Raw genomic sequence first — 25,490 nt, 5'->3', positions numbered from 1 at the left:
GCTATGCCCCCTCGTCGATCCTGACTTTCTGGCCTTCCTGGAGGCTGTGCACGCCTGCCGTCACCACGCGTATGCCCGCCTCGATGCCGCCGGCGGTGAAGCTGGCGCCGTCCTTTTCCTTGACCTCGATACCCCGCAGGCTGACGGTCGACGCTGCCTGGTCGACGACCCAGACGAAGCTCTTGCCGTCCTTCTCCAGAAGCGCCGACAGCGGCAGGTCGATCGCCTCGTCGGCCTTCGATACCGGGATCGCGGTGACCGTGGACCCCAGCCGGAAGGCTGTCGGCGGCTCGGTCAGCGCCAGCCGCACCCGTCGCGTCCGGGTCGAGGCATCGGCCTGCGGCGCGATCTCGCGGACATGCGCCTTGGTGCGCAGCGACAGCGCCGACTGCAGCGACACTTCGAATTCGGCGCCCTCCTTCAATTCGCCCGCCATCTGGTCGGGAACGTCCACCACCGCCTCGCGGGCGTCGGAGCGCGCCACGGTCACCACCATCTGTCCGGGCGACACCGTCTGCCCCACTTCGGCGCCGGTGGCGGTGACGATGCCGTCGAAATCGGAGAACAGCCGGGCATAACCGAGCTGTTCCTCTGCCTTGGCAAGGGCGGCGCGCGCCCGTTCGACATTGGCGGCGGCCGAATCGAGCGCCTGCTTGGCTGAATCGTAGACCGCCTGCGAGGTGTTGGATTCCTGGAGCAGGGTGCGCTGGCGTTCCTCGCTCGCCGAGGCGTTGGCAAACTGCGCCTCGGCGGTCGACAGGTCGGCGCGGGCCGACTGCATCGACAGCTCAAGCGCCAGCGGGTCGATGGCGGCGAGCGTCGTTCCCCTGGTCACCTGGTCGCCGACGCCGACATCGCGTGCCACCAGCCGCCCCAGCAGGCGGAAGGCGAGGTCGGCGGAAAACTCCGGCTGGATGGTGCCGGCGAAACCCTGCACCGTCCGTGCATGCGGCTCGACGACCACCGACAGCACCGGACGCATGACTTCGGCGGGAGGGGCCTGTTCCTGGCTGCAGCCGGCCAGTGCCAGCACGGCCATCATGGCCATTGGCAAGGGCGGCCTCATGGCGTCACCTCCACCACCTGACCGGGGCTCAGCAACTGGCCGCCTTGCGCGACGACCGTCTGCCCCGCTTCCAGCCCCTTCGACACGACGACGACGCCGGAGGCGAACGACAGCACCTCGATCGGCACCATCGCCACCGCCTTGGTGCCGGGATCGACGGTCCACACGGCGGGCCTGCCGTTCTCCGACATCAGCGCCTGCCACGGCAGCATGATGGCCTGCTGCGGCTTGGCGGTGATCGTGCCCGTGATCGCCGCGCCGAGCGGCATTTCCGCCGGCGTGTCGGGCACCGCCACCTTGACGCGGATCGAGCCGGAGGCCGGGTCGACGGCGGGCGACACCTCGCGCACCTGGCCCGTCGCCTCGATCCTGGGGTCGGAGATCAGGGATATCCTGACCGCCGGTGCCACCGGGGTACGGGCGACCATGGCCTCGTCGACATTGAACACCGCGTCGCGGTCGCCGTCCTCGGCGACGGTGAACACCGTCTGCGCCGCCTGAACCACCTGGCCGACCTCGATCGTCCTCGCCGTAACCACGCCGGACGCGCTGGCCTTCAGCTCGGTGTAGCCCAGGCGGTCCCGCGCATTGGCAAGCTGGCTCTGCGCGGCCTCGACCCCGTTTCGCGCCACGCGCAGCGATTGCTCCGCGAGGTCATATTCGCGCCGCGTCGTGAAGCCCTGGGCAAGCAGCGTCTTCTGCCGGTCAAACGCCGCAGATGCCTGACGCAGCTGTGCGTCGGCGGAATCCAGGCTGGCCTGTGCCGCGCGCACGTCGGACTGCTGCTCCTGTGGGTCGAGCCTGGCCAGGACCATGTCCTTGGCCACGCGCTGGCCGACATCGACGGCTCGTTCCGAGACACGTCCGCCGACCTGGAACGACAGGCTGTTGAGCGTACGCGCGGCGATCACGCCGGTCAGCGACGTGGCCGGGGCGAAGTCGGACAGCTTCACCTCCACTGCGCGGACTACTACCGGCAGCCGTTCCGCCGCCTCCTGCTTCTGGCAGGCGGCCAGCGGCACTGAAAGGCAAAGGGCAAGAAGGACGAACGAGGAGGTCGAATGGGCGCGGGCAGGCGTCCTGCCATGCGTGCCTGACGGGTTCGGGTTCGCGGAAGTCATGTACATCCCCCAAAATCGTTCCCCCACAGGCTACGACGGAGATTGCGATCCGGCAACGGCAAGACGTGTTCCGGGCGGCTACGGGCGTCGGTCATCGTTTTGTGATCCTGCGCAGGCGCCATGGACTGGGAACCAGTACATTTCCCGAGCGTTCTGTTGGTCGCAATCAACCTCGGAGGTCGCCATGGATCGCCTGCTTTTCGACAGTCCAGTACAGATCCGCATCGGGCCGGAAAGCACCCAGCGCGAGGTCACGACCGTCAAGGGCGCTTATGAGGCGCTTGTCGACTGGCCGCATTCCAAGCGCAGCGGCCCGCTCTACCGCGAGGCGGTCGAGATCGTCTCCGCCGCGCTGGCCGGCACCCGCACGCGCGAGGCGGCCCGGCGGGCCTTCGTCGCCGCGGCCGACGAGATCGGCATTCAGGTCTGAGCCATCGCCGGCTTCCCGGCCGCGATCAGGGTCAGGCCGTGGCGAGCTTGGCCGGGGCGGGCTTGGCCTGCTGGGGGCGCTGGCTCAGCCAGACGCTGCCGAGCACCACCACCATGCCGAGGATCTGCGCTGCGCTCAGCGACTGGCCGAGCACCGACCAGCCGAGGATCACGGCGGTCATCGGGCTGAGGAAGCCAAGCGGCGACACCACCGACGGCTCCAGCTTGGCGATGCCCCGGAACCACAATATGTAGGTCAGTGCCGCGCCGATCAGGCCGAGCCAGGCGAGGCCGAGCAGGTTGGACATGGTCAGCGAAGGCAGCGACGGCTCCTGCAACAGGGCGACGGGGAGGAGCAGCAGGCCGCCTGCGGTCAGCTGCCATGCGGTGAAGGTCAGCGGCGACACGGGCGGCTGCCAGCGGCGGCTGAGCACCGTGCCTGCCGCCATCGACACGGCACCGGCAAGACCGGCGGCGATGCCGATGGGATCGAGCGCCGCATTCGGCGTCAGGATCAGCAGCGCCACGCCGGCCATGCCGGCAAGCGCTGCGACGATCGCCAGCGGGCGGATCGGCGAGCCGAGCAAAGCGCGGGCAAGCAGGATGACGATCAGCGGCTGGATCGCGCCGACAGTGGCCGCGACGCCGCCCGGCAGGCGGTAGGCGGCGACGAACAGCAGCCACCAGAAGACCGAGAAGTTGAGCGCCCCGAGCACCAGCACACGGGCCCACCAGATGCCTTGTGGCAACTGCCGCACGAGCAACAGCAGCAACAGGCCGGCGGGCAGGGCGCGCAACAGCGCCACCGTGAGCGGATAGCCGGCCGGCAGGAACTCGGTCGTCACGATATAGGTGCTGCCCCAGATGGCGGGGGCGATGGCCGTCAGCAGCAGGTCGGTGTTCCGGGACATGGGATTTATCTCCACATCAATAATCTTGATGTCAAGATATCCTATGTTCTCTTGACGTCAAGAGAATTTTTCCCGAAAGCTTGGCCATGGATCGCGTTGACGACATTCTCGCCCAGTGGAACCGCGAACGGCCCGACCTCGACGTCGCGCCGATGGGTCTGATCGGCCGCCTCAACCGTGTGTCGCAGCATCTCGGCCGCGAGATGGAAAAGACTTTTGCGGCCCACGGTCTGAACTATGCCAGCTTCGACGTTCTGGCGACGCTGCGCCGCTCCGGCCCGCCCCATGCGCTCTCGCCGGGCGATCTTTCGGCGGCGATGATGATCACCTCGGGCACCATGACCAATCGCGTCGACCAGCTGGAAAAGGCGGGTCTCGTCGAGCGCCGCCTCAACCCCGACGACCGCCGCAGCTTCATCGTCTCACTGACCGACAAGGGTTTTGCCATCATCGACGCTGCGGTCACCGACCATGTCGCGACCCAGACGCGCATCGTCGAAAAGCTCGCCCCGGAAGAGCGCGCCGTGCTGAGTGCGCTGCTCAGCAAGTTTCTTGTCGGTTTCGAGAGCGAGTGAGGCAAGGCAGGGCAAGAGCCGCAGCGTCCCCGGTATGGGCGCCAGTCGCTGCGCTGCCCTCATCCCCTGCCGGGACCTTCTCCCCGTAAGGACGGGGAGAAGAAGGCTGGCCGCAATGCCTGCGCCCTCATAGGGGCAACGGGCTTTTTGAGAAGGGCGATGAAGGATCAGGCTCAACGCTGACGTCCCCCTCGCCCCGTTTACGGGGAGAGGGTAAGGGTGAGGGGCAGCTCCAGCTCACCAAACCAGCGTCGGTGAAACTCACCCCGCCAGCGCCTGCTCCAGGTCGGCGATCAGGTCGTCCCCGTCCTCGATGCCCGCCGACAGCCTGACCAGCGAATCCGAGATCCCGATCTCGGCGCGCTTCTCCGCCGGGATCGAGCCATGCGTCATCAGCGCCGGATGCTCGATCAGGCTCTCCACCCCGCCCAGGCTTTCCGCCAGCGTGAACAGCTGCGTCCTCTCGAGGAAACGTTTTGTCCCCGCAAGGTCGCGGTCGAGGTCGACGGAGATCATGCCACCGAAATGATACATCTGCGCCTTGGCAATCGCGTGCTGCGGATGGCTTTCGAGGCCGGGATAGATCACCCGCACAACGTCCTTGCGGCCTGCCAGCCAGCGCGCGATTTTTTCTCCATTGGCCGAATGCCGCTCCATGCGCAGCGCGAGGGTCTTGATGCCGCGCAGCGCCAAAAAGCTGTCGAACGGCCCCGAGATCGCGCCGATGGCGTTCTGCAGGAACTTCAGCTGGTCGGCGAGGTCCTTGTTGTCGCCCACCACCACGCAGCCGCCCACCATGTCGGAATGGCCGTTGAGATATTTGGTCGTCGAATGCACGACGATGTCGATGCCGAGTTCAAGCGGCCGCTGCAGGTAGGGGCTGCAGAAGGTGTTGTCGGCGACCGAAAGGATACCCTTGCGCTTGGCCAGCGCCGCCACCCCTTCGAGGTCGACGATGCGCAGCAGCGGGTTGGTCGGCGTCTCCACCCACAGCATCTTCGTCTCCGGCCGGATCGCGGCTTCCACGGCGGCGAGGTCGGTGAAGTCGACGAAGCTCACCTGCAAGCCCGCCGAGCGCTTGCGCACCCGTTCCAGCAGGCGGAACGTGCCGCCATAGATGTCGTCGGTGGCGACGATATGCGCGCCGCTGTCGAGCAGCTCGAACACCGTGCCGATCGCCGCAAGCCCCGAGGCGAACGCGAAACCGGCGGAACCGCTTTCGAGGTCGGCGATGGCGCGTTCGAAGGCAAAGCGCGTCGGGTTCTGGCTGCGGGCGTACTCGAAACCCTTGTGCACGCCCGGGCTCTGCTGGCCATAGGTCGAGGTCGCGTAGATCGGCACCATCACCGCGCCCGTCGTCGGGTCGTGGCTCTGGCCGCCATGGATGGTCCGCGTCGAAAATGCCAGCCTGTTCTTCTGCGTCGTCATTTTGTCCGCCTGAGATGGTTGATGAGGTCGACCCGGGTGATCAGCCCGACGAATTCGTCGCCGTCGAACACGATCGCCACTTCGTTGCGGTCGAAGATCGGCAGCAGCGCGTCCAGCGTCTGGTTGGCCTGCAGCGTGTGCAGGTCCTTGGCCATGGCCGTCGACACCGGCGCGTTGAAGCGGTTCCAGCGGCTGTCATAGGGTCCGTCGACCTTGGACAGGATGTCGCCCTCGTCGATGATGCCGACGAGCTTGCCGTCCTCCAGCACCGGCAGCTGCGACACGTCCCCGCGCCGCATCCGGCCATAGGCGGTGAGCAGATTGTCCTCCGGGCCGACGAACACCGTGCCGCCCTCGCGATGCGAGCGCGCCACCAGGTCGCTCAAATCGCCGTGCTGCTCCTTCTCGGCCAGCCCCTGTTCGGCCAGCCAGAAGTCGTCGAACACCTTGGACAGGTATTTGTTGCCGCTGTCGCAGACGAAGGTCACCACCCGCTTCGGCGTCTTCTGCTCGCGGCAGTAGCGAAGTGCGGCCGACAGCAGCGTGCCCGACGACGATCCGGCGAGGATGCCCTCCTTGGCCAACAGGTCGCGCACCGCCAGCATGCTTGCCTTGTCGTTGACCGAATAGGCCTTCTTGACCAGCGAAAGGTCGGCATTCGGCGGCACGAAGTCCTCGCCGATGCCTTCCACCGTCCAGCTGCCGGCCTCTTCCATCTTGCCGGTCTTGACCAGCGGCGCCAGCACGGAGCCGACGGGGTCGGCCAGCACCATCTCGGTCTTCGGCGAAACTTTTGCGAAGAACCGCCCGAGCCCGGTCAGCGTGCCCCCCGATCCGACGCCCACCACCACCGCGTCGACGTCGCCGTCGAGCTGGTCCCAGATCTCCGGGCCGGTCGTCGTTTCATGCGCCTGAGGGTTGGCCGGGTTGGCAAACTGGTTGACGTAGAACGAGCCGGGGATCTCGGCGGCGATCTTCTCGGCCATGTCCTGGTAATATTCGGGGTGGCCCTTGCCGACGTCCGAGCGCGTCAGCCGCACCTCGGCGCCGAGCGCCCGCAGGTGCTGGATCTTTTCGCGGCTCATCTTGTCGGGCACCACAAGGATGATGCGGTAGCCCTTGGGAATGCCGACCTGCGCCAGGCCCAGGCCGGTGTTGCCGGCGGTCGCCTCGACGATGGTGCCGCCGCGCTTCAGCTTGCCCTCGCGCTCGGCCGCCGCGATCATCGACAGCGCGATGCGGTCCTTGATCGAACCGCCGGGGTTCTGGCTTTCGAGCTTGATGAACAGCCGGCAGGGCCCGGTGTCGAATTGCGTCAGCTCGACGACCGGCGTTTCGCCGATCAAATCGAGCACGGACCTGAAGGGCGGGTGCAGGCGGCTCATGGCGGCGTCTCCCTCGTGCAGGTAGCTGAACATAGCGCATCTCGCCGGGCGGGGCATCCGCCGGATCTGGCCGCATTTACCGGCGGCAACCCCGGCGAACAAAGGCAAGCGATTTCGTTTCCGGCCGATGCCTGAGAAGGAAATTCCGTGAGAGGCCGGCGAGTTCCCTTTCGCAGGCAAACTGGTTTCGTCCTCACGCGTTGTTGACTCTCCACCTGGTGGAGCACCTACAAGGGGTCGTCATGGACGACAGGATCTACACCATCGGCGAGCTTTCGAAGCTGAGCGGCATCACCGTTCGAAAGCTCCGTTTTTATTCCGACAGGGGACTTCTGCCCCCGACGATCAGGGCGGAGAGCGGCTACCGCATGTATTCGGGTGCCGACCTCGAACGGCTGGGCCTTATCCTCGCCTTGCGCGACGCCGGCGTCAGCCTCGCCGAAATCGGCAAGATCCTGTCGAACCGCCTCGCCATCTCGGCCGTGCTGGAGCTCAGGCTCAAGGCGCTCGAGGCGGAAATCAAGTCCAAGCGCCGTGTCGCCGCCGCCCTCAGGGCGGCCATCCGGGTCCCCGACCCGACAACAGACGACCTCAGGAGAATATGGACCGTGACAAAACTCTCCCAGACCGAATTCCGCGCCGCCATCGAGGGTTTCTTCGACGCTGCCGCCGCCGATGCCAACGTGTCGCCGGAATGGAGAAAGCAGATGATCGATTCCTCGACGCCCGAGCTGCCAGACGATCCCACGCCCGAACAGGTCGACGCCTGGACCGAGATCATGGCCTTCGTCTCGGACAAGGAATATGTCGCCGAGCTGCGCAAGGGAATGGCGACGATGTGGAACGGTGAGTTCGATCCCGCCGCCTATGCCGAGGCCTCCAACGCCACCTTCGCCCGCGTCCGCGAGGCGATCGGCAAAGGCAAGAAGCCGGACTCCGATACAGGCAAGGCAATTGCCCGCGACTGGCTCGAAAGCTCGGCCAAGGCGATGAACAGGACACCCGACAAGGCGTTCCTGGAGTGGCACGACAACCAGTATCGCAAATACCACGGGCGCTCGGCCCGCTATTACGAGCTGCTCCGCATCCTCAGGGGCGACCGGCAGCCCGACACCATCAGCGAGGAATGGAGCTGGATCAACGCGGCGATGGGCGCGGCGTTCTGATCTGGCGCAGGGTCAGCATTGATCGAACACGGCCCGCTAAACGACGAAGGGCCCGCGCGGCGGGCCCTTCGTGTTCGTTTGGCTGGGTGCCTTCTGTCGTGAGCGCGTCCTCAACTCGTCGCCTGAACGAGTCGAACTGCGCTTCTTCCGAACAGTCTGCCACTTCGCTCGATTGCCAGTGCGGGAGGAGAATACGCGATGACTGCTGTCATTGCATGGATTCTGGTGTCGAGCTGTGCTTCACTTGGTCCAATCGTTGGGAACAACATGAGCACCTCAGACACGCCAATCAGAGCCGAGGCCAACAGTTCGGTGGTCGCCAGAAATTATGCCTTCATTCTTGTCGGAGGCGTCTTCTTCCCATTGTTGATTGTCGCCCATTTTATAGCTCGGAAACGTAGCCGCCAGCCGGTCGGGTTCGAGCAAAGCCACTACCAGTTTCAGTATCGGACTACTTCGGTCACGTTGATCATTCTGCTTGCTTTGTGCGTCATCTGGATACTCCTCGTATCCCGAATGAGCCCGACAACTCCGTTGGAAGCGGCGCAGTATCAAATGAAGTTCAGCTTCGTTAGCCAGATAGGCTGGTTAGGTTTCGTTTGGACGGCGATTAGGGCTATTCGTGGGATCTATCTATCGGGGGCCAATAGGACGATCCAGAACTCAAAAACGCTGTGGGTTTGGCCCAGATAGCAACGCAGCAGACATCCGTCTTCCCCATGGACCGAGGATGGGCGCGGACCTTCGAATGGCAATACCAACTGCGATGAAATCGAAATGCTGTGACGCTTATTGGCCTGCGATCCCGTCGATGGCGCCAAACAAAAAAGGGCCCGCAATGCGGGCCCTTTGCATTCGTATCAGCGAAAACTTATTCGAAGTCGCCGAGGTCGCGCACGGCACCGCGGTCGGCCGAGGTGGCGAAGGCGGCATAGGCCTTCAGCGCCTTGGTCACCTTGCGCTTGCGCACCTCCACAGGCTTCCAGCCCTTGGCGTCCTGCTCGGCGCGGCGGGTGGCGAGCGTCGCCTCGTCGACGCGCAGGCTGATGGTGCGGTTGGGGATGTCGATGTCGATGATGTCGCCCTCGCGCACCAGCCCGATCGTGCCGCCATTCGCCGCTTCCGGCGAGACGTGGCCGATCGACAGGCCAGAGGTGCCGCCCGAGAAGCGGCCGTCGGTCAGAAGCGCGCAGGCTTTGCCCAGGCCCTTCGACTTGAGGTAGCTGGTCGGGTAGAGCATTTCCTGCATGCCGGGGCCGCCCTTCGGGCCCTCGTAGCGGATCACCACCACGTCGCCGGCCTTGACCTCGTTGGCGAGGATCGCCTTGACCGACGCATCTTGGCTCTCGAACACCCGCGCCGGGCCGGAGAATTTCAGGATCGACTCGTCGACGCCGGCGGTCTTCACCACGCAGCCGTTGAGCGCGATGTTGCCCTTCAGCACGGCCAGGCCGCCATCCTTGGAAAATGCGTGCTCGGCCGAGCGGATGACGCCGTTTTCACGGTCGGTGTCGAGCTCGTCCCAGCGCCGGTCCTGGCTGAAAGCCGTCTGGGTGGGCACGCCGCCGGGTGCGGCGAGGAAGAAGTCGCGCACCGCCTGGCTCTTGGTTCGCGACGTGTCCCAATGGTCGATGGCTTCGCCGATCGTCGCCGTGTGCACGGTCGGCAGGTCGCGGTTCAGCAGGCCGGCCTTGTCGAGCTGGCCGAGGATGGCGAAAATGCCGCCGGCGCGATGCACGTCTTCCATGTGCACGTCCTGCTTGGCCGGCGCCACCTTGCACAGCACCGGCACCTTACGCGACAGCGCGTCGATGTCGTCCTGGTCGAAGTCGATCTCGCCTTCATGGGCGGAGGCCAGGATGTGCAGAACGGTGTTGGTCGACCCGCCCATGGCGATGTCGAGCGCCATGGCGTTTTCGAACGCGCCCTTCGACGCCACGCTGCGCGGCAGCACGCTCTCGTCGTTCTGCTCGTAATAGCGCTGTGCCAGGTCGACGATCAGGTGTCCTGCCTCGACGAACAGCCGCTTGCGGTCGGCATGCGTCGCCAGCGTCGAGCCGTTGCCGGGCAGCGACAGGCCGAGCGCCTCGGTCAGGCAGTTCATCGAATTGGCCGTGAACATGCCCGAGCACGAGCCGCAGGTCGGGCAGGCCGAGCGCTCGATGATCTTGACGTCCTCGTCGGAAACCTTGTCGTCGGCGGCGGCGACCATGGCGTCGACCAGGTCGAGCGCCACGTTCTTGCCGCCGAGCACCACCTTGCCGGCTTCCATCGGGCCGCCCGAGACGAACACCGCGGGGATGTTGAGGCGCATCGCGGCCATCAGCATGCCGGGCGTGATCTTGTCGCAGTTGGAGATGCAGACCATGGCGTCGGCGCAGTGCGCGTTGACCATGTATTCGACGCTGTCGGCGATGATCTCGCGGCTCGGCAGCGAATAGAGCATGCCGTCATGGCCCATGGCGATGCCGTCGTCTACGGCGATGGTGTTGAACTCCTTGGCCACGCCGCCGGCCGCCTCGATCTCGCGGGCGACGAGCTGGCCGAGGTCCTTGAGGTGGACGTGGCCCGGCACGAACTGGGTGAAGGAGTTCACCACGGCGATGATCGGCTTGCCGAAATCGGTGTCTTTCATGCCGGTGGCGCGCCATAGGCCACGGGCGCCCGCCATGTTGCGGCCGTGAGTGGTGGTGCGCGAACGATAAGCAGGCATGGGGGCTCTCTCATACAATAGATGGCTAACAGTGGGATTGAGCCACTATCGCCCCTGCGTCAACCATTTTCCGCCTGAACGCCATTCTGGCATGCCGGCAGCGGGAAGCTGCCATGCGCCCAGCGCAGCCCGGCGGCGGTTCAACCCTTGGAGCTGGCTGATTTCTTGCCCTTGCGGCCGCGCCTCAGTTCGGCGACGCCGACCGTCAGGCCCATCGCCAGCGCCATCGTCGCGGCCAGCGAGCGGAAGCCGCCGAAATCGGCCTCCGCCACCTCGAACCACACCTTGGCGAACTGCGCCAGCGGCGAGAACGCGCTGTCGGTGATGGCGATGACGGGCACGTTGTTGGCCGACAGCACCCGTGCCTCCTCGACGGTCGCCGAGGCATAGGGCGAAAAGCTGATGGCGATCACTGCGTCCCTGGAGCTGGCAAACGAAATGATCTCGGGGCTCAGGCCGGAGGCGGATTCGATCAGCTGGCTGCGCACGCCGAGCTTGCCCAGCGCATAGGCGATGTAGCTGGCGACGGGATAGGAGCGGCGGCGGGCCAGGATGTAGATCGTCTCGGCGCCGTGCAGGATGTCGATGGCGCGGTCCAGCGTCTCGTCGTCGAGATTGCGCGACATCACGTCGAGCGACTTGCTGGCGGCGGCGAGGAAACCGTCGACGATGCGGCGGTTGGAGGTGCCTTCGTCGGCATCGCCGCGCACCACGGTCAGGCGTTCTTCGTAGGAGGTCGTCCGCTCCCTCAAGCGCTCGCGAAAGACCTGCTGCAGGCTGGTGAAGCCGTCATAGCCGAGATGCTGGGCAAAGCGGATCAGCGTCGACGGCTGCACGCCCGCCGATGTGGCGATGCTGGCGGCGGTGCCGAAGGCGATCTCGTCGGGATTGTCGAGCGCATAGGCCGCCACCTGCGCGATGCGCTTGGGCAGGCTCTCGCGGCGATCGAGGATCAGCGCCCGCAATGCCTCGAAATCGCGCGGCAGTGCCTCCGAAATCGTATCCGCCATCTCGTCCATTCCGCCTCCGCCTATTCCACCATAACGCCGCGCCCACGGGCTGTCCAAATAAAATGAACTGTATGTTCCATTTTCGCCAAAATTCGACTATTCAGTCCGCCATGAGCATGATCCCGAAAAGTGGGAACCGGTCTCGTGGACCGGATCACGCTCCGACAACAAGGAATTCGCCGCATTCCGATGCCTCGGAATGCGTAGTCCTATAAACCGGGAGTGCGTGAAGTGACAGGTGTAGGTCTTATCGGAACCGGCTTCATGGGCAAGTGCCATGCGCTGGCGTGGAATTCGGTGCGCACGGTGTTCGGCGACGTGGCGAAAGTCAGGCTCGTCCATCTCGGCGAGGCCAACGCCGATCTCGCCAGGCAGCGTGCCTCCGAACTCGGCTTCGACAAGGCGTCGGGCGACTGGCGCGCCGTCGTCGCCGACCCCGAGGTCGACGTAATCTCGCTGACCACGCCCAACCAGTTCCACCCCGAAATGGCCATCGCCATCCTCGAGGCCGGCAAGCACCTGTGGTGCGAAAAGCCGATGGCGCCGACGCTCGCCGAGGCCGAGGCCATGGCGGCGGCCGCCCGCAAGTCGGGCAAGACCGCAGTGCTCGGCTACAACTACATCCAGAGCCCGGCCATCCGCCACATCAGGCAATTGCTCGACGAAAAGATCATCGGCGAGGTCAACCATCTCCGCGTCGAGATGGACGAGGACTTCATGGCCGACCCCGAGGCCCCGTTCTTCTGGAAGCACGAAGCCAAGTCAGGCTACGGCGCGCTCGACGATTTCGCCGTCCATCCGCTGTCGCTGATATCGGCCCTGTTCGGCCGCGTCGGTTCGGTCATGTGCGACATGGCCAAGCCCTATCCCGACCGTCAGGTCGCCGGCGGCGGCCGCCGCGCGGTCGAGACCTACGACATCGCCTCCAGCCTGATCCACCTCGAAAACGGCGTCTCCGGCACGCTTCTGGTCAACCGCTCCGCCTGGGGCCGCAAGGGCCGCATCCAGGTCCAGATCTTTGGCTCCAAGGGCTCGATCGTCTTCGACCAGGAGCGCTTCAACGAGATCCAGCTCTACGTCACTTCGGATCGTGCGACCGAACAAGGCTACCGCACCATCCTCGCCGCCCCCGTGCACGAGCCCTACGGCAAGTTCATCCCCGCCCCCGGCCACGGCCTCGGCTTCAATGACCTCAAGACCATCGAATGCCGCGAACTCCTCGCCCGCATCGCGGGGCAGCCGGCGCGCGTCATCGACTTCGACGAGGGGCTTGAGATCGAGCGTACGGTGCATGCCATGGCGCAGTCGTTTGCGGAGCAGAAGTGGGTGAAGGTGAGGTAGGGCGTACGCTCTACGCCTCAGTAGCCCTCATGGTGAGCTTGTCGAACCACGAGGGCGCTAGGCATCCCATTCTGCGGGCCAGGACCCCCATGGTTCGACAGGCTCACCATGAGGGTCTCGCGGAAGCTCTTCCCCACCCCGCCTGCACCACATAAAACGCCAGCAAGATCGCCGTGTTCATCTCAAGCACCTCCTCGACCGCCGAGAGCGCGCGTGACGATGCCGCGATGTCGATCGCCTGCGCCAGGCCGATGAAGCCGACATGCAGGAAAAGCAGTGCGTGGCCCGACAGCCAGCCCGTCGTCCCGGCCATGTTGCGCGCGATCTGGCGTGCCGCGAACAGCACCAGCCCGGCCGACAAGGCGAGCACAAGCGCCACCAGCAGCCAGGCCAGGTTGTGGCTCACCTGTTGCAGCAGGCGAAACGCCAGGATCAGCAGGTCGTGGAAACCGTCGAGCTGTCCGCCGCCATAGAGCGGCAGCGGCTGGAGCCCGAACAGCCGCGAGCCGAAGCTGGTCTCGTCCAGGAACTCGGCGAGCCCGATCAGGCCGGCCAGGACGACCGCGAACCGCGCACCGCGCAGAATGGTAGAGGCCGCGGCGCCCAGGACGGCTGCGGCCAGGAAGATCACCGTCCCCGTCTCGACGATGCCGTCCTCCTGGAGCAGCAACTGGCGGATGCCGGGCGCAAGGATTGCTGCGAGTGCCGCCGCCGCAGTGACGGCGCCGACCAGTGCCAGCGCCGCGACGACGAGGCGCAACTGCCCGCGCCGTCCCGGGTTCGGCGTCGCGCCGGCCAGTGGGGAATACGCAAAGTCCGCCATGGACCTCTCCTGTCACAAATCCGTCAAGTGCCTGTCACGGTAAGCGTCATTCCGGCGAAGCAAGGGCGGCACCGATCACTCTTGGCGACCGTCTGTGACAGGAGGCTCCCTATCATTTGTTGCAGCGGTTCAGTCGCGCCCGAATGCGTGTTGACACCCGGCATCGAGCTTGTATCCAGTCGAACCACGGATTCGACTTGTCGTCGTCTGAGGGGGAAACATGAAACGTCTTGCCGTTGCTGCGGCTGTAGTGGTGTCAACTGCCGGGTCTGCTTTGGCGCAGGACGCAAGCCGGGTCGGCGTCGACTGGTCCGGCGTCTATGTCGGCGCGTTCGCTGGTGGCGCCAATGGCGATGCGTCATACACCAACGTGCCCGTTGGCATTCCCGATGTGGGCGCGATCGATGGCGGCCTTGCCGGCCTGAAAGCAGGCTATCGTTACCAATACGGGCCGGCGGTGGTGGGCGTGTCCGTGGACGGAGCGCTGGCCAACGTCAAGGGCATGGTAGGCAGCTTCAATCATGCCCGGTTCAAGGTCGAATGGCTGGCAACCGCCAACGCCCAGCTTGGCCTGGCGTTCGGTCGCGCACTGGTCTACGGCACCGCCGGCGGCGCGCTGGTCGGTCTCCAGCACGACTATGACTCGGTAGCGTCCGTTGACGTTTCTTATCCCCGCCGCACGCACTCGGGCTATGCCGTCGGCGGCGGCGCCGAATATGCATTTGCGGACAAGGCCTCGATCAGTTTCGAAATCCGCCATTTTGTCCTTGAGGAGGAGACCTTTCCCCAGGTGCTCAATGTGATGGGTCACGCCGTCGATGCCAATTTCACCGCCGGCACCATCGGATTGCACGTCAGGTTCTAAGAGATCGTCGTCGCGCGCCGTGCGCATCGGCCGGCCACGCTGCGATACCGTCAAATGCTTTGCCTGGGACATCGGCGTGGCCGTCCCGCCGCAGGTGCTCCGGCCGCCGAGCTTGCCTCGTGGCGGCCTGCACTGGTATTGCCGGCCGGACCGCCTGCGCGGCGGAAAAAGGCGGAACGAACCCGATGACCAAGCTCCCCGACCTGCCGGTTTCGGCGGTCCTGCCGCACCTTGCCGAGGCCTTGTCCTCCGGCAACAGCGCGGTTCTGGTCGCCCCGCCCGGCGCCGGCAAGACCACGCTGGTGCCGCTGGCGCTGCTCGACGCGCCCTGGCGCGGCGACGGCAGGATCGTCCTGCTCGAGCCGCGCCGGCTTGCCGCCCGCGCCGCCGCGCGCCGCATGGCAGCGCTTCTCGGCGAGGAGCCCGGCGAAACCGTCGGCTACGCCATGCGCATGGAAAACAAGGTCAGTGCACGGACGCGCATCCTCGTCGTCACCGAGGGCGTTCTGGCCCGCATGATCCTCGACGATCCCGAACTGCCCGGCATATCCGCCGTGCTGTTCGACGAGTTCCACGAGCGCTCGCTGGATGGCGATTTCGGTCTCGCGCTGGCGCTCGACGTGCAGGGCGCGCTGCGCCCCGACCTCAGGCTCGTCGTCATGTCGGCGACGCTCGACGGCGCCCGCGTGGCAAAGCTCCTCGACGCAGCCCCGGTCATCGAGAGCCAGGGCCGCAGCTTCCCCATCGACATCCGCTACGACGAGCGCCCGGCCGGGGTTGCCATCGAGGACGCCATGGCCAGGGCGATCCGCACGGCACTCGCCGACGAACCGGGCAGCGTGCTCGCTTTCCTGCCCGGGCAGCGCGAGATCGAGCGCACCGCCGAACGTCTTGACGGCCGTATCAGTGCCGATGTCGACGTTGTGCCGCTTTATGGCATGCTCGACGGAAAGGCCCAGGACGCTGCGATCGGGCCCGCTCCGGCCGGCCGCCGCAAGGTGGTGCTGGCGACCGCCATCGCCGAGACCTCGATCACCATCGACGGCGTCCGTGTCGTCATCGATTCCGGCCTGTCGCGCCTGCCCAGATACGAGCCGTCGAGCGGGCTGACGCGGCTGGAGACCGTGCGCGCCTCGCGCGCCGCCGCCGACCAGCGCGCCGGCCGTGCTGGCCGCACCAGCCCCGGTGTTGCCGTGCGCTTGTGGCGCGCCGAACAGACGGCGGCACTTCCGGCATTTTCGCCGCCCGAAATCCTGGAGGCCGACCTCTCCGGCTTCGCGCTCGACTGCGCCGCCTTCGGCGTTGCCGATCCCGCTACGCTTGCCTTCCTCGATCCGCCGCCGGCGCCGGCGTTGGCCGAGGCGAGGGCATTGCTGGCCGATCTCGATGCCATCGATGCCGATGGCCGCCTGACGCCCTCCGGCCAGGCGATGCGAAAACTCGCTCTGCCCGTCCGCCTCGCCCACATGGTCGCCGAAGCGGCAGGGCAGGGTGCGGCCCTCGAGGCCGCACAGCTCGCCGTGCTGATGACCGAGCGCGGCCTCGGCGGCGACAGCGCCGACCTTGAACGCCGGCTGCAGCGCTTCCGCAACGAGCGCGCCCCCCGCGCCAACGCGGCACGGCAACTGGCCGAGCGCCTGGCGCGGGCGGCGGGGAAGAATGCCCCTCACCCTTACCCTCTCCCGGTGAATGACGGGGAGAGGGGAGCATCGACGTCGCGGCCAGCCTCCTTCTCCCCGTCGTCACGGGGAGAAGGTCCGGCAGGGGTTGAGGGGCAGCGCGAACCTGCGCGAGGGTCCGCAACGTCAGACCCGCTGACTCCCGGCGCCCTTCTCCTCTTTGCCTGGCCCGACCGTGTCGCCAAGGCGCGCGGTGAGCGCGGCCGCTTCGTGCTCGCCAATGGCAGAGGTGCCGCCATCGATGCCGCCGATCCGCTCGCCGGCGAGCAATATCTCGTCGTCGCCGATCTCCAGGGCAAGGCACAGAACGCCCGCATTGCCTCCGCCGCCGCAGTCTCCGAAGCCGACATCCGCACGATCCTTGCGTCGCATCTGGAGCGGAAGACGCAAGCCGCCTTCGACCGGGAAAAGCGCTCCGTCCGCGTCCGCGAAACCGTTCGCATCGGCGCCGTCACCCTGTCCGAGCGCATGCTGCCGGCACCGAGGGGCGAAGAGGCCGACCGCGCCATTCTCGAAGCGCTCCGCGCCCACGGCCTCGACCTTCTCGACTGGGGCAAGGAGGCCGAGACGCTGCGCCAGCGCCTCACCTGGCTGCACCGCGGCCTCGGCGAGCCCTGGCCCGACATGGCGGACGCAGCCTTGCTCGACCGCCTGGAGGAGTGGCTGCTGCCCTTCCTGCGCGGCGAGGCATCCTTCGCCCGCATCGGCGCCGGCGTGCTGCACGACGCGCTGCTGTCGCTCGTCCCGCACGATCTCCAGCGCAAGATCGCCTCGCTTGCCCCGACGCATTTCACCGCGCCCTCCGGCAGCCATGTGCCTATCCGCTACGATGGCGAATTCCCGGTGCTGGCCGTTCGCGTGCAGGAGCTGTTCGGCATGGACAGGCATCCCGCGATTGCCAACGGCACCGTGCCGCTCACCCTGGAGCTGCTGTCGCCGGCCCATCGCCCGATCCAGACGACACGCGACCTGCCCGGCTTCTGGCGCGGTTCCTGGGCCGATGTCCGCTCCGACATGCGCGGCCGCTACCCCCGGCATGTCTGGCCGGACAACCCGCTGGAGGCCCAGGCGACCGCCCGCGCCAAGCCGCGCGGCACCTGACGCCTGGCCCGGCGCCGGCAGGCTGCGGCACCGTCGGCGCGGTTTTCGGAAAAGACCGTGCACGGGCACTTGGCGTGGATGCGCCTTGCAGCGCATATAGCGGGCATGAATTCGCTGACCCGCACCCCCGACCTCCAGCACAGCCACCGGCTGCGGCTCAACACGCTCATCCGCCTGCGCTGGCTGGCGATTGTCGGCCAGAGCTTCACCGTCGTGGTGGTTGCCTACTGGCTGGAGTTCCCGCTGCCGGTCAGCCTGTGTTTCGCGCTCATCGCCAGTTCCGCCTGGCTCAACCTGTTCCTCGCCTTCCGCTATCCCGCCACCCAGCGCCTCAACCCCTTTGCCGCCTTCGCCATCCTCACCTTTGACAGCCTGCAGCTCGCCGGCCTGCTGTTCATCACCGGCGGCCTCACCAATCCGTTCTCGCTGTTGATGACGGTGCCCGTCGTCATCTCGGCGACGTCGCTGCCGCTGCGGCTGACCGCCATGCTGGCGGTTTTGGTCATCGTCATGGTCAGCCTGCTTGCCTTCTTCCACCTGCCGTTGCCCTGGTACGACGGCATCGTGCTGGCAATGCCGTTCATCTATACCTCGGGCATCTGGATCGCGGTCTGCTGCTCGATCGCCTTCACCGCCATGTATGCCTTCCGCGTCGCCGACGAGGCCCGCCTGCTCGCCAACGCGCTTGCCGCCACCGAGCTGGTATTGCAGCGCGAGCAGCACCTGTCGGCGCTCGACGGCCTCGCCGCCGCCGCCGCCCATGAGCTGGGCACCCCGCTCGCCACCATCACCCTGGTCGCCAAGGAGATGGAGCGCGCGCTCGGCAACGATCCGAAATACGGCGAGGACGTCACGCTGCTGCGCAGCCAGAGCGAGCGCTGCCGCGAGATCCTCAAGCGCCTCACCAGCCTGTCTTCGGAGGGCGAGGAACATCTCGCCCGCCTGCCGCTGACCTCGCTGGTCGAGGAGGTCATCGCCCCGCACCGCGATTTCGGCATCTCCATCAAGCTCGACCCCGGCGAGCGCATCGGGCCCGAGCCGGTCGGCCACCGCAACCCGGGCGTCATCTACGGTCTCGGCAACCTCGTCGAAAACGCCGTCGACTTCGCCCGCAGCCGTGTCACCGTGCACTGGCGCTGGGACAGCGACACCGTCGCCTTCAGCATCATGGACGATGGCCCGGGCTTCCCGGCGGACATCATCGACCGCATCGGCGAGCCCTACATGTCGACCCGCCAGGGCGCCGAGCCCGGCGGCGGCCTCGGCCTCGGCCTGTTCATCGCCAAGACCCTGCTCGAGCGTTCCGGTGCCGAGATCAGCTTCAGCAATTCCAGCGGGCCGGGCGAGGGGGCCGTGGTCCGGATCTCGTGGCCGCGCACCGTCTTCCTCAATCCGGCCGCTGCCGGCACGACGATGTTCGACACCGCATGAGGCCTGAAGTCACGGCATTTGGGCCTGCGCCATTGGACATGACGCCTCCGCACCTATATCTGCTTGGAAAAACATAAGAACGACTGGGATCAACGATAAAAGGACAGAGGCGATGACCACCCAGGACATTGCGGCCGGATTGCCGGGCGAAGACCACTCACTGCTGCTCGTCGACGACGACAAGCCCTTTCTGACCCGCCTGGCCCGCGCCATGGAAAGCCGCGGCTTCGCCGTCGATACCGCCGAGAGCGTCGAGGAAGCGGTCGCCAAGGTCCGCGCCAATCCGCCGGCCTATGCCGTGGTCGACATGCGCCTGGGTGACGGCAACGGCCTCGATGTCGTCTCGGCCATCCGCGAGCGCCGCGAAGACACCCGCACCGTCATCCTGACCGGCTACGGCAACATCGCCACCGCCGTCACCGCCGTGAAGCTCGGTGCCATCGATTATCTCTCCAAGCCTGCCGACGCCGACGACGTCTATGCCGCGCTGACCAATTCGTCCGGAGAGCGCGCAGCTCCGCCGGAAAACCCGATGTCCGCCGACCGCGTCCGCTGGGAGCATATCCAGCGCGTCTACGAGATGTGCGAGCGCAATGTCTCTGAAACCGCACGCCGGCTCAATATGCACCGCCGCACCCTCCAGCGCATCCTCGCCAAGCGGGCGCCGAGATAAGCGAATAGCGAGCAGTGAGTGGCGAATAGTGGGCGGCGCTTGATCTTCAGGCGCCGTTTCTCGTTCTGCTATTCCCTATTCCCTATTCCCCTCTTACTCGCTTTCCCCTTCCAGCGCCGGCACCGCCACGCCCGCCAGCTCCGCCGCCAGCAGCCGGGCGGCTCCCGCGCGTGCGATGCGCAGCATCAGCGCCTTGCGTGTCGCCGCCGCGATCCGGTGTTCCGGAGCCTCGCGCATGATCTCGGCGCCATAGCCGTCGGAGAGGATGAAGCCGCACTCCTCGGGAAAGATGCCGGCCGGCACCTCGGGATGCGTGGCGAAGAAGAAGCGGTCCGAGTGCAGCCGGTATTCCGGCCATTTGCGGTCGACGCGGAAGTCCTCGATCGACGACTTGATCTCGATGATCCAGATGTCGCCCTGCCGGGTCAGCGCCACGAGGTCGGCGCGCCGTCCCGTCGCCAGCGACAGTTCGGGCAGCACATGCGCGCCCATCTGCATCAGCAGGCGCTGCACGCCGCGACGCACCAGCATGGCGCGCTCGGACTGGCGGCCATCGACGAGGGGGTTGGAAGCGACGGGGGAAATGATCGGCATGGACCAATCATTACATCATTTGTTCACGTTTTGAACCCGCTCGCTGGATTATTCCAGACAGCGTCCCGCCAGGCGGTTCCGCGCCCGGGCAAAACCCGCCATTGCCGCCTGTCGTTGAATCTGTTGGTTTTTCCCGCGATGCGTGTTGCCGAAATGCCATAACCCGGACCTTACGTTAACGAGAGCGCGGCTTTGCTGGTCCGCGCCTCTTGGCAAGCAAAATGCCTGACCGGTAAGAATGGTGGCAAAAATGAGGCCGAATCGGTCCGGATGTCGCTCTTGCTTGGGAACCCCACATGCGATTGAAGTCTCTTGCCATTGTCGCCGCCCTGGCGCTGACCACCGCACTCGCGGGCTGTTCGACCGACGGCGTCTCGCGCATGTTCTCCAACGATTATGGTGGCCGCGTCGATGCCGGCTACCAGCTGCCGACCATCCCGATCAGCAAGGTTCCGCGCCAGTTCCATCGCCAGATCGTGCGTTACGAGACCAACGAGGCTCCGGGCACGGTCATCGTCGATACCGGCCCCAAGTTCCTCTACCTCGTCCAGCCCGACGGCAAGGCGATGCGCTATGGCATCGGCGTCGGCCGCGAAGGTTTCGAATGGCAGGGCACTTCCCGCGTCGCAGCGAAGCGCGAGTGGCCGGTATGGACGCCGCCCTCGGCGATGATCAAGCGCCAGCCCGAGCTCGCCAAATGGGCCGGCGGCATGCCGGGCGGACCCAAGAACGCGCTCGGCGCCCGCGCCCTCTATCTCTACAACAAGGGTGGCGATACCGGCTACCGCCTGCATGGCACGCCGGAATGGAACTCCATCGGTAAGGCCATGTCCTCGGGTTGCATCCGCCTGATGAACCAGGACATCATCGACCTCTACAACCGCGTCGACGTCGGCGCCAAGGTCATCGTGCAATAACTGCGAACCGTCCAGGCAACACGGACGTCGCAAACGAAAAACCGGGCGCTTTGGCCCGGTTTTTTGTTGTCTGGTCTTTTCGTCCCCGCTGATGGCCCGCGGAACGGCCTCGGTCTCAGGAGATCTGTTCGACCTGCTGGACCTCCGGCACGAAATGGCGAAGCAGGTTCTGGATGCCGTGCTTCAGCGTCGCCGTCGACGATGGGCAGCCGGCGCAGGCGCCCTTCATGTGCAGGAACACGGTGCCGTTCTCGTAGCCGCGGAAGGTGATGTCGCCGCCGTCCTGGGCCACCGCCGGGCGCACGCGCGTGTCGAGCAGTTCCTTGATCGTCACCACGATCTCGGCGTCGGCCTTGTCGAAGAACTCGTTCTCGTCGTCATGATGGCCGCCGCCGCCCGCGGCCTGGCCTGCCATCACCGGGGCGCCCGACATGAAGTGTTCCATGATCGAGCCGAGGATCGCCGGCTTCAGGTGCTGCCAGTCGGGGCCGTCCTTGCTGACGGTGATGAAATCGTAGCCGAAGAACACGCCGGTCACGCCCGGAATGTCGAACAGCCGGCCGGCCAGCGGCGAGGCTGCGCGCGCGCTGTCGGCATCGCGGAAATCGGCGGTGCCTTCGAGCAGGACTTCCTTGCCCGGCAGGAACTTCAGCGTCGCCGGATTGGGGGTCGCTTCGGTCTGGATGAACATGGGCGTGTCTCCGTGCCCGCGCGCGCGGGGTTGTCAGTTTGGAATAGTTCTAATTAGGCTTAAGACGGCCGACATTCAAGCCGCTGGCGCGCCTCCGCGCCAATATGTTGCGCCCCGTCATTAGGCCAGGGGTCTATTGGGCCAGGGTCTATCAGGCCAGGACATCGATCAGGCTAGGCTGTCGATGTCCTCGTCGGACAGGTTGAGCGGCACCACCGTCACCGGGATTGGGAAGGCGGCGCCCTTGCCGGCGATCGAGGCGACGAGCGGGCCGGGGCCTTCCTTGCCGGCGCCTGCCGCCAGCACCAGGATAGCGATATCCTGGTCGTCTTCAATCAGCTTGTGGATCTCGTCGGCCGGCCGGCCCTCGCGCACCACCAACTCCGGTTCGATGCCCAGCGTCTCGCGCACCTTTCCGGCCTGCGTGTCGAGTGCGCTGTTGGCCGCGGCGGTCGCCTCCTCGCGCATGATCTTTTCGACTCCCAGCCAATGCTGGAAATCGTCGGGCTCGATGACATAGAGCAGCACCAGCACGCCGTTGGTGCTCCGCGCCCGCTTGGAGGCATAGGCGACCGCGCGTTCGCATTCCGGCGTATCGTCGATGATCGCCAGGAACTTGCGCCGGTGGCCGGCTTCCTTGCTGAGGCGTTTGGAGACCATGTGCTACCCTGATGTTCGGTTGGCAATCTGCCACCGGCGCGGGCCGCCCGCAAGCAGCCGGCGCCGATGTCGTTTTTCAGTCGCCCAGCAGGCCGATGATGTTGCGCACGTCCTTCATCGTCGTTTCGGCGATGGCGCGGGCGCGGTCGCCGCCATCGCGCAGCACGGCGTCGATATGGCCGGGATCGTCCATCAGGCGGCGCATCTCGCCGGCGATCGGCGCCAGTTTCTCGACCGCCAGGTCGGCCAGCGCCGGCTTGAACACCGAGAACTGCTGGCCCGAAAACTGGCGCAGCACCTCTTCCTTGGTCATGTCGGCCAGGCCGGCATAGATGCCGACGAGGTTTTCCGCCTCCGGGCGCTCCTTCAGGCCGTCGAGCTCGCTCGGCAGCGGCGCCGGATCGGTCTTGGCCTTGCGAATCTTCTTCGAGATCGTGTCGGCATCGTCGGTCAGGTTGATGCGCGACAGGTCGGAGGGGTCCGACTTCGACATCTTCTTCGAACCGTCGCGCAGGCTCATGATGCGCGCCGCCGGCCCGCCGATGATCGGCTCGGTGATCGGGAAATAGCCGTTGACCGTCTCTTCGCCGACTTGCATCTCGACGCCGATGCCGAGATCGGCGATGCGCGCCGAGAAGTCATTGTTGAACTTCTGGGCGATGTCGCGCGTCAGCTCCAGGTGCTGCTTCTGGTCCTCGCCGACGGGCACGTGGGTAGCGCGATAAAGCAGGATGTCGGCCGCCATCAGGCTCGGATAGGCGAGCAGGCCCAGCGAGGCGTTCTCGCGGTCCTTGCCGGCCTTGTCCTTGAACTGCGTCATCCGGTTCATCCAGCCGATGCGCGCCACGCAGTTGAAGATCCACGCCAGCTCGGCGTGCTGCAGCACGCGGGCCTGGTTGAAGACGATGTGCTTCTTGGGGTCGATGCCGGAGGCGAGGAACGCCGCGGTGATCGAGCGCGTCTGGCTCTCGAGGTCGTCATGGACGAGCTGTGCGGTCAGCGAGTGCAGGTCGACGACGCAATAGATGCAGTCGTTGGTGTCCTGCAGGGCGACGAACTTGCGGATGGCGCCGAGATAGTTGCCGAGGTGGAGATTGCCGGTCGGCTGGACGCCGGAGAAGATGAGCGGTTTGAAGTCGGTCATGATGGATCCCGTGGCTTGTGGAGGGCCGTTTCGCGCGCGGCGAAAATCGAGTGGCGCTTATGAACGATGGCAGGGGATCGGGCAAGGGCAGTCAGCGCGCTGGGCCAATCAACCCGAATGGCTGTCCGCGCGTCGCACCGGCTCCGCCTGCGCCGTCACTCGGGCTCGGTGGCACCAGTGGCGGCGTTGGCGCGGTTGCGCCTGATGTTGCGCCGGATCATGCCGATATCCGCCCCGCCGATGCCGAAGGCGACGCCGAAATAGATGACCATCGCGCCCGCCACCAGCACGGCCAGCGCTGCCGCCTGCGTGTAGACCGGGGCAGCGGACCCGAGCCATTGCTCGGCCTCGCCTGCGGCGAACCACAGCCCCGCCGCCATGATCGCCGCGGCGATGACCAGGCGGGGGATGCGTTTCAGCAGCGCCGCGTCGCGGTCCCAGTGGCCGCGCCAGATCAGGGTTCCCAGCAGCATCGTCGCGTTGACCCAGCCGGCGATCGCGGCGGCCGCGGCGATGCCGGGCGCGCCCCAGGACGGAAACAGCGTCAGCGCCACCGACACGTTGACCGCCACCGAGATGGCCGCGAAATACATCGGCGTGCGGGTGTCTTCGCGGGCGAAGAAGCCGGGCGTGAACGCCTTGATCAGCACGAAGGCCGGCAGGCCGAGGCCGAAGATGGCGAGGATCGCCGACACCACCGGCGTGCTGTTGGTGGCAGCAAACGCGCCTCGCTCATAGAGCACCCGCACGATCGGTTCGGAGATGACGAGCAGTGCCGCCGCCGCCGGCAGCGTCAGGAACAGCGTGAACTCGACCGAGCGGTTCTGCAGGTTGGCCGCCTCGATCAGGTTGCCCGACTTCAGCGCCCGCGACAGCTCCGGCAAAAGCACGATGGCGACCGCCACGCCGACCACGCCGAGCGGCAGCTGGTAGACCCGGTCGGCAAGGTTCAGCGACGACACCGCGCTGTCCTGGCCCGAGGCGATCGCCGTGCCGATCAGCGTGTTGATCTGGGTGATGCCGCCGGTGATCGCGGCGGGCAGGGCGAGCCACAGCAGCCGCTTGACGTTGGGCGTCAGCTTCGGCCGGCGAAAGCCGATGGCGATGCCGGCATGGCGCACGGCGATCCAGACGATGGCAAGCTGCACCAGGCCGGCCGCCAGCACGCCCCAGGCCAGTGCATAGCCCACCGTCAGCCCGTCATGGCCGCGATACCAGGCATTGGCCAGCACGCCGACCAGGATGATGTTGAGGAACACCGGGGCGACTGCCGCCGCGAAGTAGCGGCGCAGCGAATTCAGCATGCCACTCATCATCGCCGCCAGCGACATGCAGATGAGATAGGGGAACATTATGGTCGCGAGCGCCACCGTCAGGTCGTACTTCTCCGGGTTGTCGGCAAAGCCGGGCGCCACGACGAAGCGCACGATCAGCGGCATCGCCAGTTCCATTGCGATCGTCAGCGCCAGCAGCGCCGTGAACAGCACGCCGAACACCTCTTCCGAGAAGCGCTTGGCGCCCTCGACGCCGTTGGCCTCGATCTCCTTGGCGAACAACGGCACGAAGGCGGCGTTGAACGCGCCTTCGGCAAACAGCCGGCGGAAGGTGTTGGGAAACTGGAACGCTGCATAGAAGGCGTCGGCCACTGGCCCGGTGCCGAGTGCTGCCGCCATCAGCATCTCGCGGGCAAAACCCAGCGCCCGGCTCATCAGCGTGCCCGACGCGACCGTCGCGAATTTCTTGATCAGTGACATGGGACGCGACGAT

At 66.3% G+C, this 25,490-nt stretch carries 23 protein-coding genes; 10 read left to right on the top strand and 13 right to left on the bottom strand.

The genetic code is table 11. The annotated features are described in order from the left end of the window. Position 1: 1 nt before the first annotated feature. Both ASC75_RS07155 and ASC75_RS07150 read right to left on the bottom strand, forming a co-directional pair. Positions 2-1,066: an efflux RND transporter periplasmic adaptor subunit gene (locus tag ASC75_RS07155; RefSeq protein ID WP_055972282.1), complete on the bottom strand. Its 1,065-nt coding sequence runs from the start codon at positions 1,064-1,066 to the stop codon at positions 2-4. Then, positions 1,063-2,187: an efflux RND transporter periplasmic adaptor subunit gene (locus ASC75_RS07150; protein WP_082496432.1), complete on the bottom strand. Its 1,125-nt coding sequence runs from the start codon at positions 2,185-2,187 to the stop codon at positions 1,063-1,065. The genes ASC75_RS07155 and ASC75_RS07150 overlap by 4 nt, the downstream gene beginning before the upstream one ends. 184 nt (positions 2,188-2,371) lie before the next feature. Here ASC75_RS07150 and ASC75_RS26265 point away from each other — a divergent pair, with 184 nt between their 5' ends. Next, positions 2,372-2,617, top strand: coding sequence for a DUF982 domain-containing protein (locus tag ASC75_RS26265; protein WP_055972277.1), 246 nt, complete (start codon positions 2,372-2,374; stop codon positions 2,615-2,617). A gap of 31 nt (positions 2,618-2,648) precedes the next feature. On the opposite strand, the gene ASC75_RS07140 is transcribed toward ASC75_RS26265, so the two are convergent. Further along, on the bottom strand, positions 2,649-3,527 hold the full coding sequence (locus tag ASC75_RS07140) for an EamA family transporter (protein WP_055972274.1): 879 nt from the start codon (positions 3,525-3,527) through the stop codon (positions 2,649-2,651). A gap of 86 nt (positions 3,528-3,613) precedes the next feature. Between ASC75_RS07140 and ASC75_RS07135 the strand changes: the two genes are divergently transcribed. Next, positions 3,614-4,102, top strand: coding sequence for a MarR family transcriptional regulator (locus ASC75_RS07135; protein WP_055972270.1), 489 nt, complete (start codon positions 3,614-3,616; stop codon positions 4,100-4,102). Between the two features lie 261 nt (positions 4,103-4,363). Here ASC75_RS07135 and ASC75_RS07130 read toward each other — a convergent pair whose 3' ends face one another. Beyond that, positions 4,364-5,530 (bottom strand): cystathionine gamma-synthase, encoded by a 1,167-nt coding sequence (locus ASC75_RS07130; protein ID WP_055972267.1) that lies wholly within the window; start codon positions 5,528-5,530, stop codon positions 4,364-4,366. Next, positions 5,527-6,915 (bottom strand): pyridoxal-phosphate dependent enzyme, encoded by a 1,389-nt coding sequence (locus ASC75_RS07125; RefSeq protein WP_055972369.1) that lies wholly within the window; start codon positions 6,913-6,915, stop codon positions 5,527-5,529. Before ASC75_RS07125 ends, ASC75_RS07130 begins: the two co-directional genes overlap by 4 nt. Positions 6,916-7,157: 242 nt before the next feature. Here ASC75_RS07125 and ASC75_RS07120 point away from each other — a divergent pair, with 242 nt between their 5' ends. Both ASC75_RS07120 and ASC75_RS07115 read left to right on the top strand, forming a co-directional pair. After that, complete coding sequence (locus ASC75_RS07120) at positions 7,158-8,081, top strand: MerR family transcriptional regulator (protein ID WP_055972263.1); 924 nt, start codon at positions 7,158-7,160, stop codon at positions 8,079-8,081. 198 nt (positions 8,082-8,279) lie between these two features. Beyond that, positions 8,280-8,774 (top strand): hypothetical protein, encoded by a 495-nt coding sequence (locus ASC75_RS07115; protein WP_156381139.1) that lies wholly within the window; start codon positions 8,280-8,282, stop codon positions 8,772-8,774. Positions 8,775-8,952: 178 nt separating this feature from the next. Here the strand turns inward: ASC75_RS07115 and ilvD are convergent, their stop codons facing one another. Both ilvD and ASC75_RS07105 read right to left on the bottom strand, forming a co-directional pair. Beyond that, complete coding sequence (gene ilvD / locus ASC75_RS07110) at positions 8,953-10,794, bottom strand: dihydroxy-acid dehydratase (RefSeq protein ID WP_055972259.1); 1,842 nt, start codon at positions 10,792-10,794, stop codon at positions 8,953-8,955. Positions 10,795-10,934: 140 nt separating this feature from the next. Then, on the bottom strand, positions 10,935-11,813 hold the full coding sequence (locus ASC75_RS07105) for a MurR/RpiR family transcriptional regulator (protein ID WP_156381138.1): 879 nt from the start codon (positions 11,811-11,813) through the stop codon (positions 10,935-10,937). Between the two features lie 222 nt (positions 11,814-12,035). On the opposite strand from ASC75_RS07105, the gene ASC75_RS07100 reads away from it, so the two are divergent. Then, positions 12,036-13,145: a Gfo/Idh/MocA family oxidoreductase gene (locus tag ASC75_RS07100; protein ID WP_055972255.1), complete on the top strand. Its 1,110-nt coding sequence runs from the start codon at positions 12,036-12,038 to the stop codon at positions 13,143-13,145. A gap of 103 nt (positions 13,146-13,248) precedes the next feature. On the opposite strand, the gene ASC75_RS07095 is transcribed toward ASC75_RS07100, so the two are convergent. After that, on the bottom strand, positions 13,249-13,968 hold the full coding sequence (locus ASC75_RS07095) for a hypothetical protein (RefSeq protein WP_055972253.1): 720 nt from the start codon (positions 13,966-13,968) through the stop codon (positions 13,249-13,251). A gap of 220 nt (positions 13,969-14,188) precedes the next feature. Here ASC75_RS07095 and ASC75_RS07090 point away from each other — a divergent pair, with 220 nt between their 5' ends. The 4 genes from ASC75_RS07090 (at position 14,189) to ASC75_RS07075 (ending at position 19,717) form a co-directional block, all read left to right on the top strand. After that, on the top strand, positions 14,189-14,833 hold the full coding sequence (locus tag ASC75_RS07090; protein ID WP_082496430.1) for an outer membrane beta-barrel protein: 645 nt from the start codon (positions 14,189-14,191) through the stop codon (positions 14,831-14,833). A gap of 185 nt (positions 14,834-15,018) precedes the next feature. Continuing rightward, a complete protein-coding gene (gene hrpB, locus ASC75_RS07085) occupies positions 15,019-17,613 on the top strand; it encodes an ATP-dependent helicase HrpB (protein WP_055972247.1) in 2,595 nt (864 codons plus the stop codon). A 105-nt stretch (positions 17,614-17,718) separates the two neighbouring features. Next, entirely contained in the window at positions 17,719-19,044 is a 1,326-nt protein-coding gene (locus ASC75_RS07080) for an ActS/PrrB/RegB family redox-sensitive histidine kinase (protein ID WP_055972244.1), read from the top strand. 112 nt (positions 19,045-19,156) lie between these two features. Then, positions 19,157-19,717, top strand: coding sequence for an ActR/PrrA/RegA family redox response regulator transcription factor (locus ASC75_RS07075; protein WP_055972241.1), 561 nt, complete (start codon positions 19,157-19,159; stop codon positions 19,715-19,717). Positions 19,718-19,810: 93 nt separating this feature from the next. Here ASC75_RS07075 and ASC75_RS07070 read toward each other — a convergent pair whose 3' ends face one another. Further along, positions 19,811-20,311 carry an MmcB family DNA repair protein gene (locus ASC75_RS07070; protein ID WP_055972238.1) on the bottom strand — a complete coding sequence of 167 codons (501 nt, stop codon included), beginning with the start codon at positions 20,309-20,311 and terminating at the stop codon, positions 19,811-19,813. A gap of 296 nt (positions 20,312-20,607) precedes the next feature. Between ASC75_RS07070 and ASC75_RS07065 the strand changes: the two genes are divergently transcribed. Further along, a complete protein-coding gene (locus ASC75_RS07065) occupies positions 20,608-21,228 on the top strand; it encodes a L,D-transpeptidase (RefSeq protein ID WP_055972236.1) in 621 nt (206 codons plus the stop codon). A gap of 115 nt (positions 21,229-21,343) precedes the next feature. Here ASC75_RS07065 and ASC75_RS07060 read toward each other — a convergent pair whose 3' ends face one another. From ASC75_RS07060 to murJ, 4 genes are all read right to left on the bottom strand, one after another. After that, a complete protein-coding gene (locus ASC75_RS07060) occupies positions 21,344-21,919 on the bottom strand; it encodes a NifU family protein (RefSeq protein ID WP_055972233.1) in 576 nt (191 codons plus the stop codon). Positions 21,920-22,087: 168 nt separating this feature from the next. Then, on the bottom strand, positions 22,088-22,579 hold the full coding sequence (locus ASC75_RS07055) for a universal stress protein (protein WP_055972231.1): 492 nt from the start codon (positions 22,577-22,579) through the stop codon (positions 22,088-22,090). A gap of 76 nt (positions 22,580-22,655) precedes the next feature. Further along, positions 22,656-23,723, bottom strand: coding sequence for a tryptophan--tRNA ligase (trpS, locus tag ASC75_RS07050; RefSeq protein ID WP_055972228.1), 1,068 nt, complete (start codon positions 23,721-23,723; stop codon positions 22,656-22,658). 155 nt (positions 23,724-23,878) lie between these two features. Then, the gene (murJ, locus tag ASC75_RS07045; RefSeq protein WP_055972225.1) at positions 23,879-25,477 is read right to left on the bottom strand and encodes a murein biosynthesis integral membrane protein MurJ; all 1,599 of its coding nucleotides are present in this window, start codon (positions 25,475-25,477) and stop codon (positions 23,879-23,881) included. Between the last annotated feature and the right edge of the window lie 13 nt (positions 25,478-25,490).

It is taken from the genome of Aminobacter sp. DSM 101952, assembly GCF_001424795.1.
Lineage (GTDB): Bacteria > Pseudomonadota > Alphaproteobacteria > Rhizobiales > Rhizobiaceae > Aminobacter > Aminobacter aganoensis.
The sequence above is the reverse complement of the archived record's forward strand: the minus strand, read 5'-3'. Positions and strand labels throughout refer to the sequence as shown.

What these genes read in the sequence shown, in the direction of transcription:
- ASC75_RS07140 (WP_055972274.1), bottom strand. Translation starts at nt 3,527, where the DNA reads ATGTCCCGGAACACCGACCTGCTGCTGACGGCCATCGCCCCCGCCATC.
- ASC75_RS07090 (WP_082496430.1), top strand. Translation starts at nt 14,189, where the DNA reads ATGAAACGTCTTGCCGTTGCTGCGGCTGTAGTGGTGTCAACTGCCGGG.
- ASC75_RS07130 (WP_055972267.1), bottom strand. Translation starts at nt 5,530, where the DNA reads ATGACGACGCAGAAGAACAGGCTGGCATTTTCGACGCGGACCATCCAT.
- hrpB (WP_055972247.1), top strand. Translation starts at nt 15,019, where the DNA reads ATGACCAAGCTCCCCGACCTGCCGGTTTCGGCGGTCCTGCCGCACCTT.
- ASC75_RS07075 (WP_055972241.1), top strand. Translation starts at nt 19,157, where the DNA reads ATGACCACCCAGGACATTGCGGCCGGATTGCCGGGCGAAGACCACTCA.
- ASC75_RS26265 (WP_055972277.1), top strand. Translation starts at nt 2,372, where the DNA reads ATGGATCGCCTGCTTTTCGACAGTCCAGTACAGATCCGCATCGGGCCG.
- ASC75_RS07155 (WP_055972282.1), bottom strand. Translation starts at nt 1,066, where the DNA reads ATGAGGCCGCCCTTGCCAATGGCCATGATGGCCGTGCTGGCACTGGCC.
- ASC75_RS07115 (WP_156381139.1), top strand. Translation starts at nt 8,280, where the DNA reads ATGACTGCTGTCATTGCATGGATTCTGGTGTCGAGCTGTGCTTCACTT.
- murJ (WP_055972225.1), bottom strand. Translation starts at nt 25,477, where the DNA reads ATGTCACTGATCAAGAAATTCGCGACGGTCGCGTCGGGCACGCTGATG.
- ASC75_RS07120 (WP_055972263.1), top strand. Translation starts at nt 7,158, where the DNA reads ATGGACGACAGGATCTACACCATCGGCGAGCTTTCGAAGCTGAGCGGC.
- ASC75_RS07105 (WP_156381138.1), bottom strand. Translation starts at nt 11,813, where the DNA reads ATGGACGAGATGGCGGATACGATTTCGGAGGCACTGCCGCGCGATTTC.
- ASC75_RS07095 (WP_055972253.1), bottom strand. Translation starts at nt 13,968, where the DNA reads ATGGCGGACTTTGCGTATTCCCCACTGGCCGGCGCGACGCCGAACCCG.
- trpS (WP_055972228.1), bottom strand. Translation starts at nt 23,723, where the DNA reads ATGACCGACTTCAAACCGCTCATCTTCTCCGGCGTCCAGCCGACCGGC.
- ASC75_RS07135 (WP_055972270.1), top strand. Translation starts at nt 3,614, where the DNA reads ATGGATCGCGTTGACGACATTCTCGCCCAGTGGAACCGCGAACGGCCC.
- ASC75_RS07125 (WP_055972369.1), bottom strand. Translation starts at nt 6,915, where the DNA reads ATGAGCCGCCTGCACCCGCCCTTCAGGTCCGTGCTCGATTTGATCGGC.
- ilvD (WP_055972259.1), bottom strand. Translation starts at nt 10,794, where the DNA reads ATGCCTGCTTATCGTTCGCGCACCACCACTCACGGCCGCAACATGGCG.
- ASC75_RS07065 (WP_055972236.1), top strand. Translation starts at nt 20,608, where the DNA reads ATGCGATTGAAGTCTCTTGCCATTGTCGCCGCCCTGGCGCTGACCACC.
- ASC75_RS07055 (WP_055972231.1), bottom strand. Translation starts at nt 22,579, where the DNA reads ATGGTCTCCAAACGCCTCAGCAAGGAAGCCGGCCACCGGCGCAAGTTC.
- ASC75_RS07150 (WP_082496432.1), bottom strand. Translation starts at nt 2,187, where the DNA reads ATGACTTCCGCGAACCCGAACCCGTCAGGCACGCATGGCAGGACGCCT.
- ASC75_RS07080 (WP_055972244.1), top strand. Translation starts at nt 17,719, where the DNA reads ATGAATTCGCTGACCCGCACCCCCGACCTCCAGCACAGCCACCGGCTG.
- ASC75_RS07070 (WP_055972238.1), bottom strand. Translation starts at nt 20,311, where the DNA reads ATGCCGATCATTTCCCCCGTCGCTTCCAACCCCCTCGTCGATGGCCGC.
- ASC75_RS07060 (WP_055972233.1), bottom strand. Translation starts at nt 21,919, where the DNA reads ATGTTCATCCAGACCGAAGCGACCCCCAATCCGGCGACGCTGAAGTTC.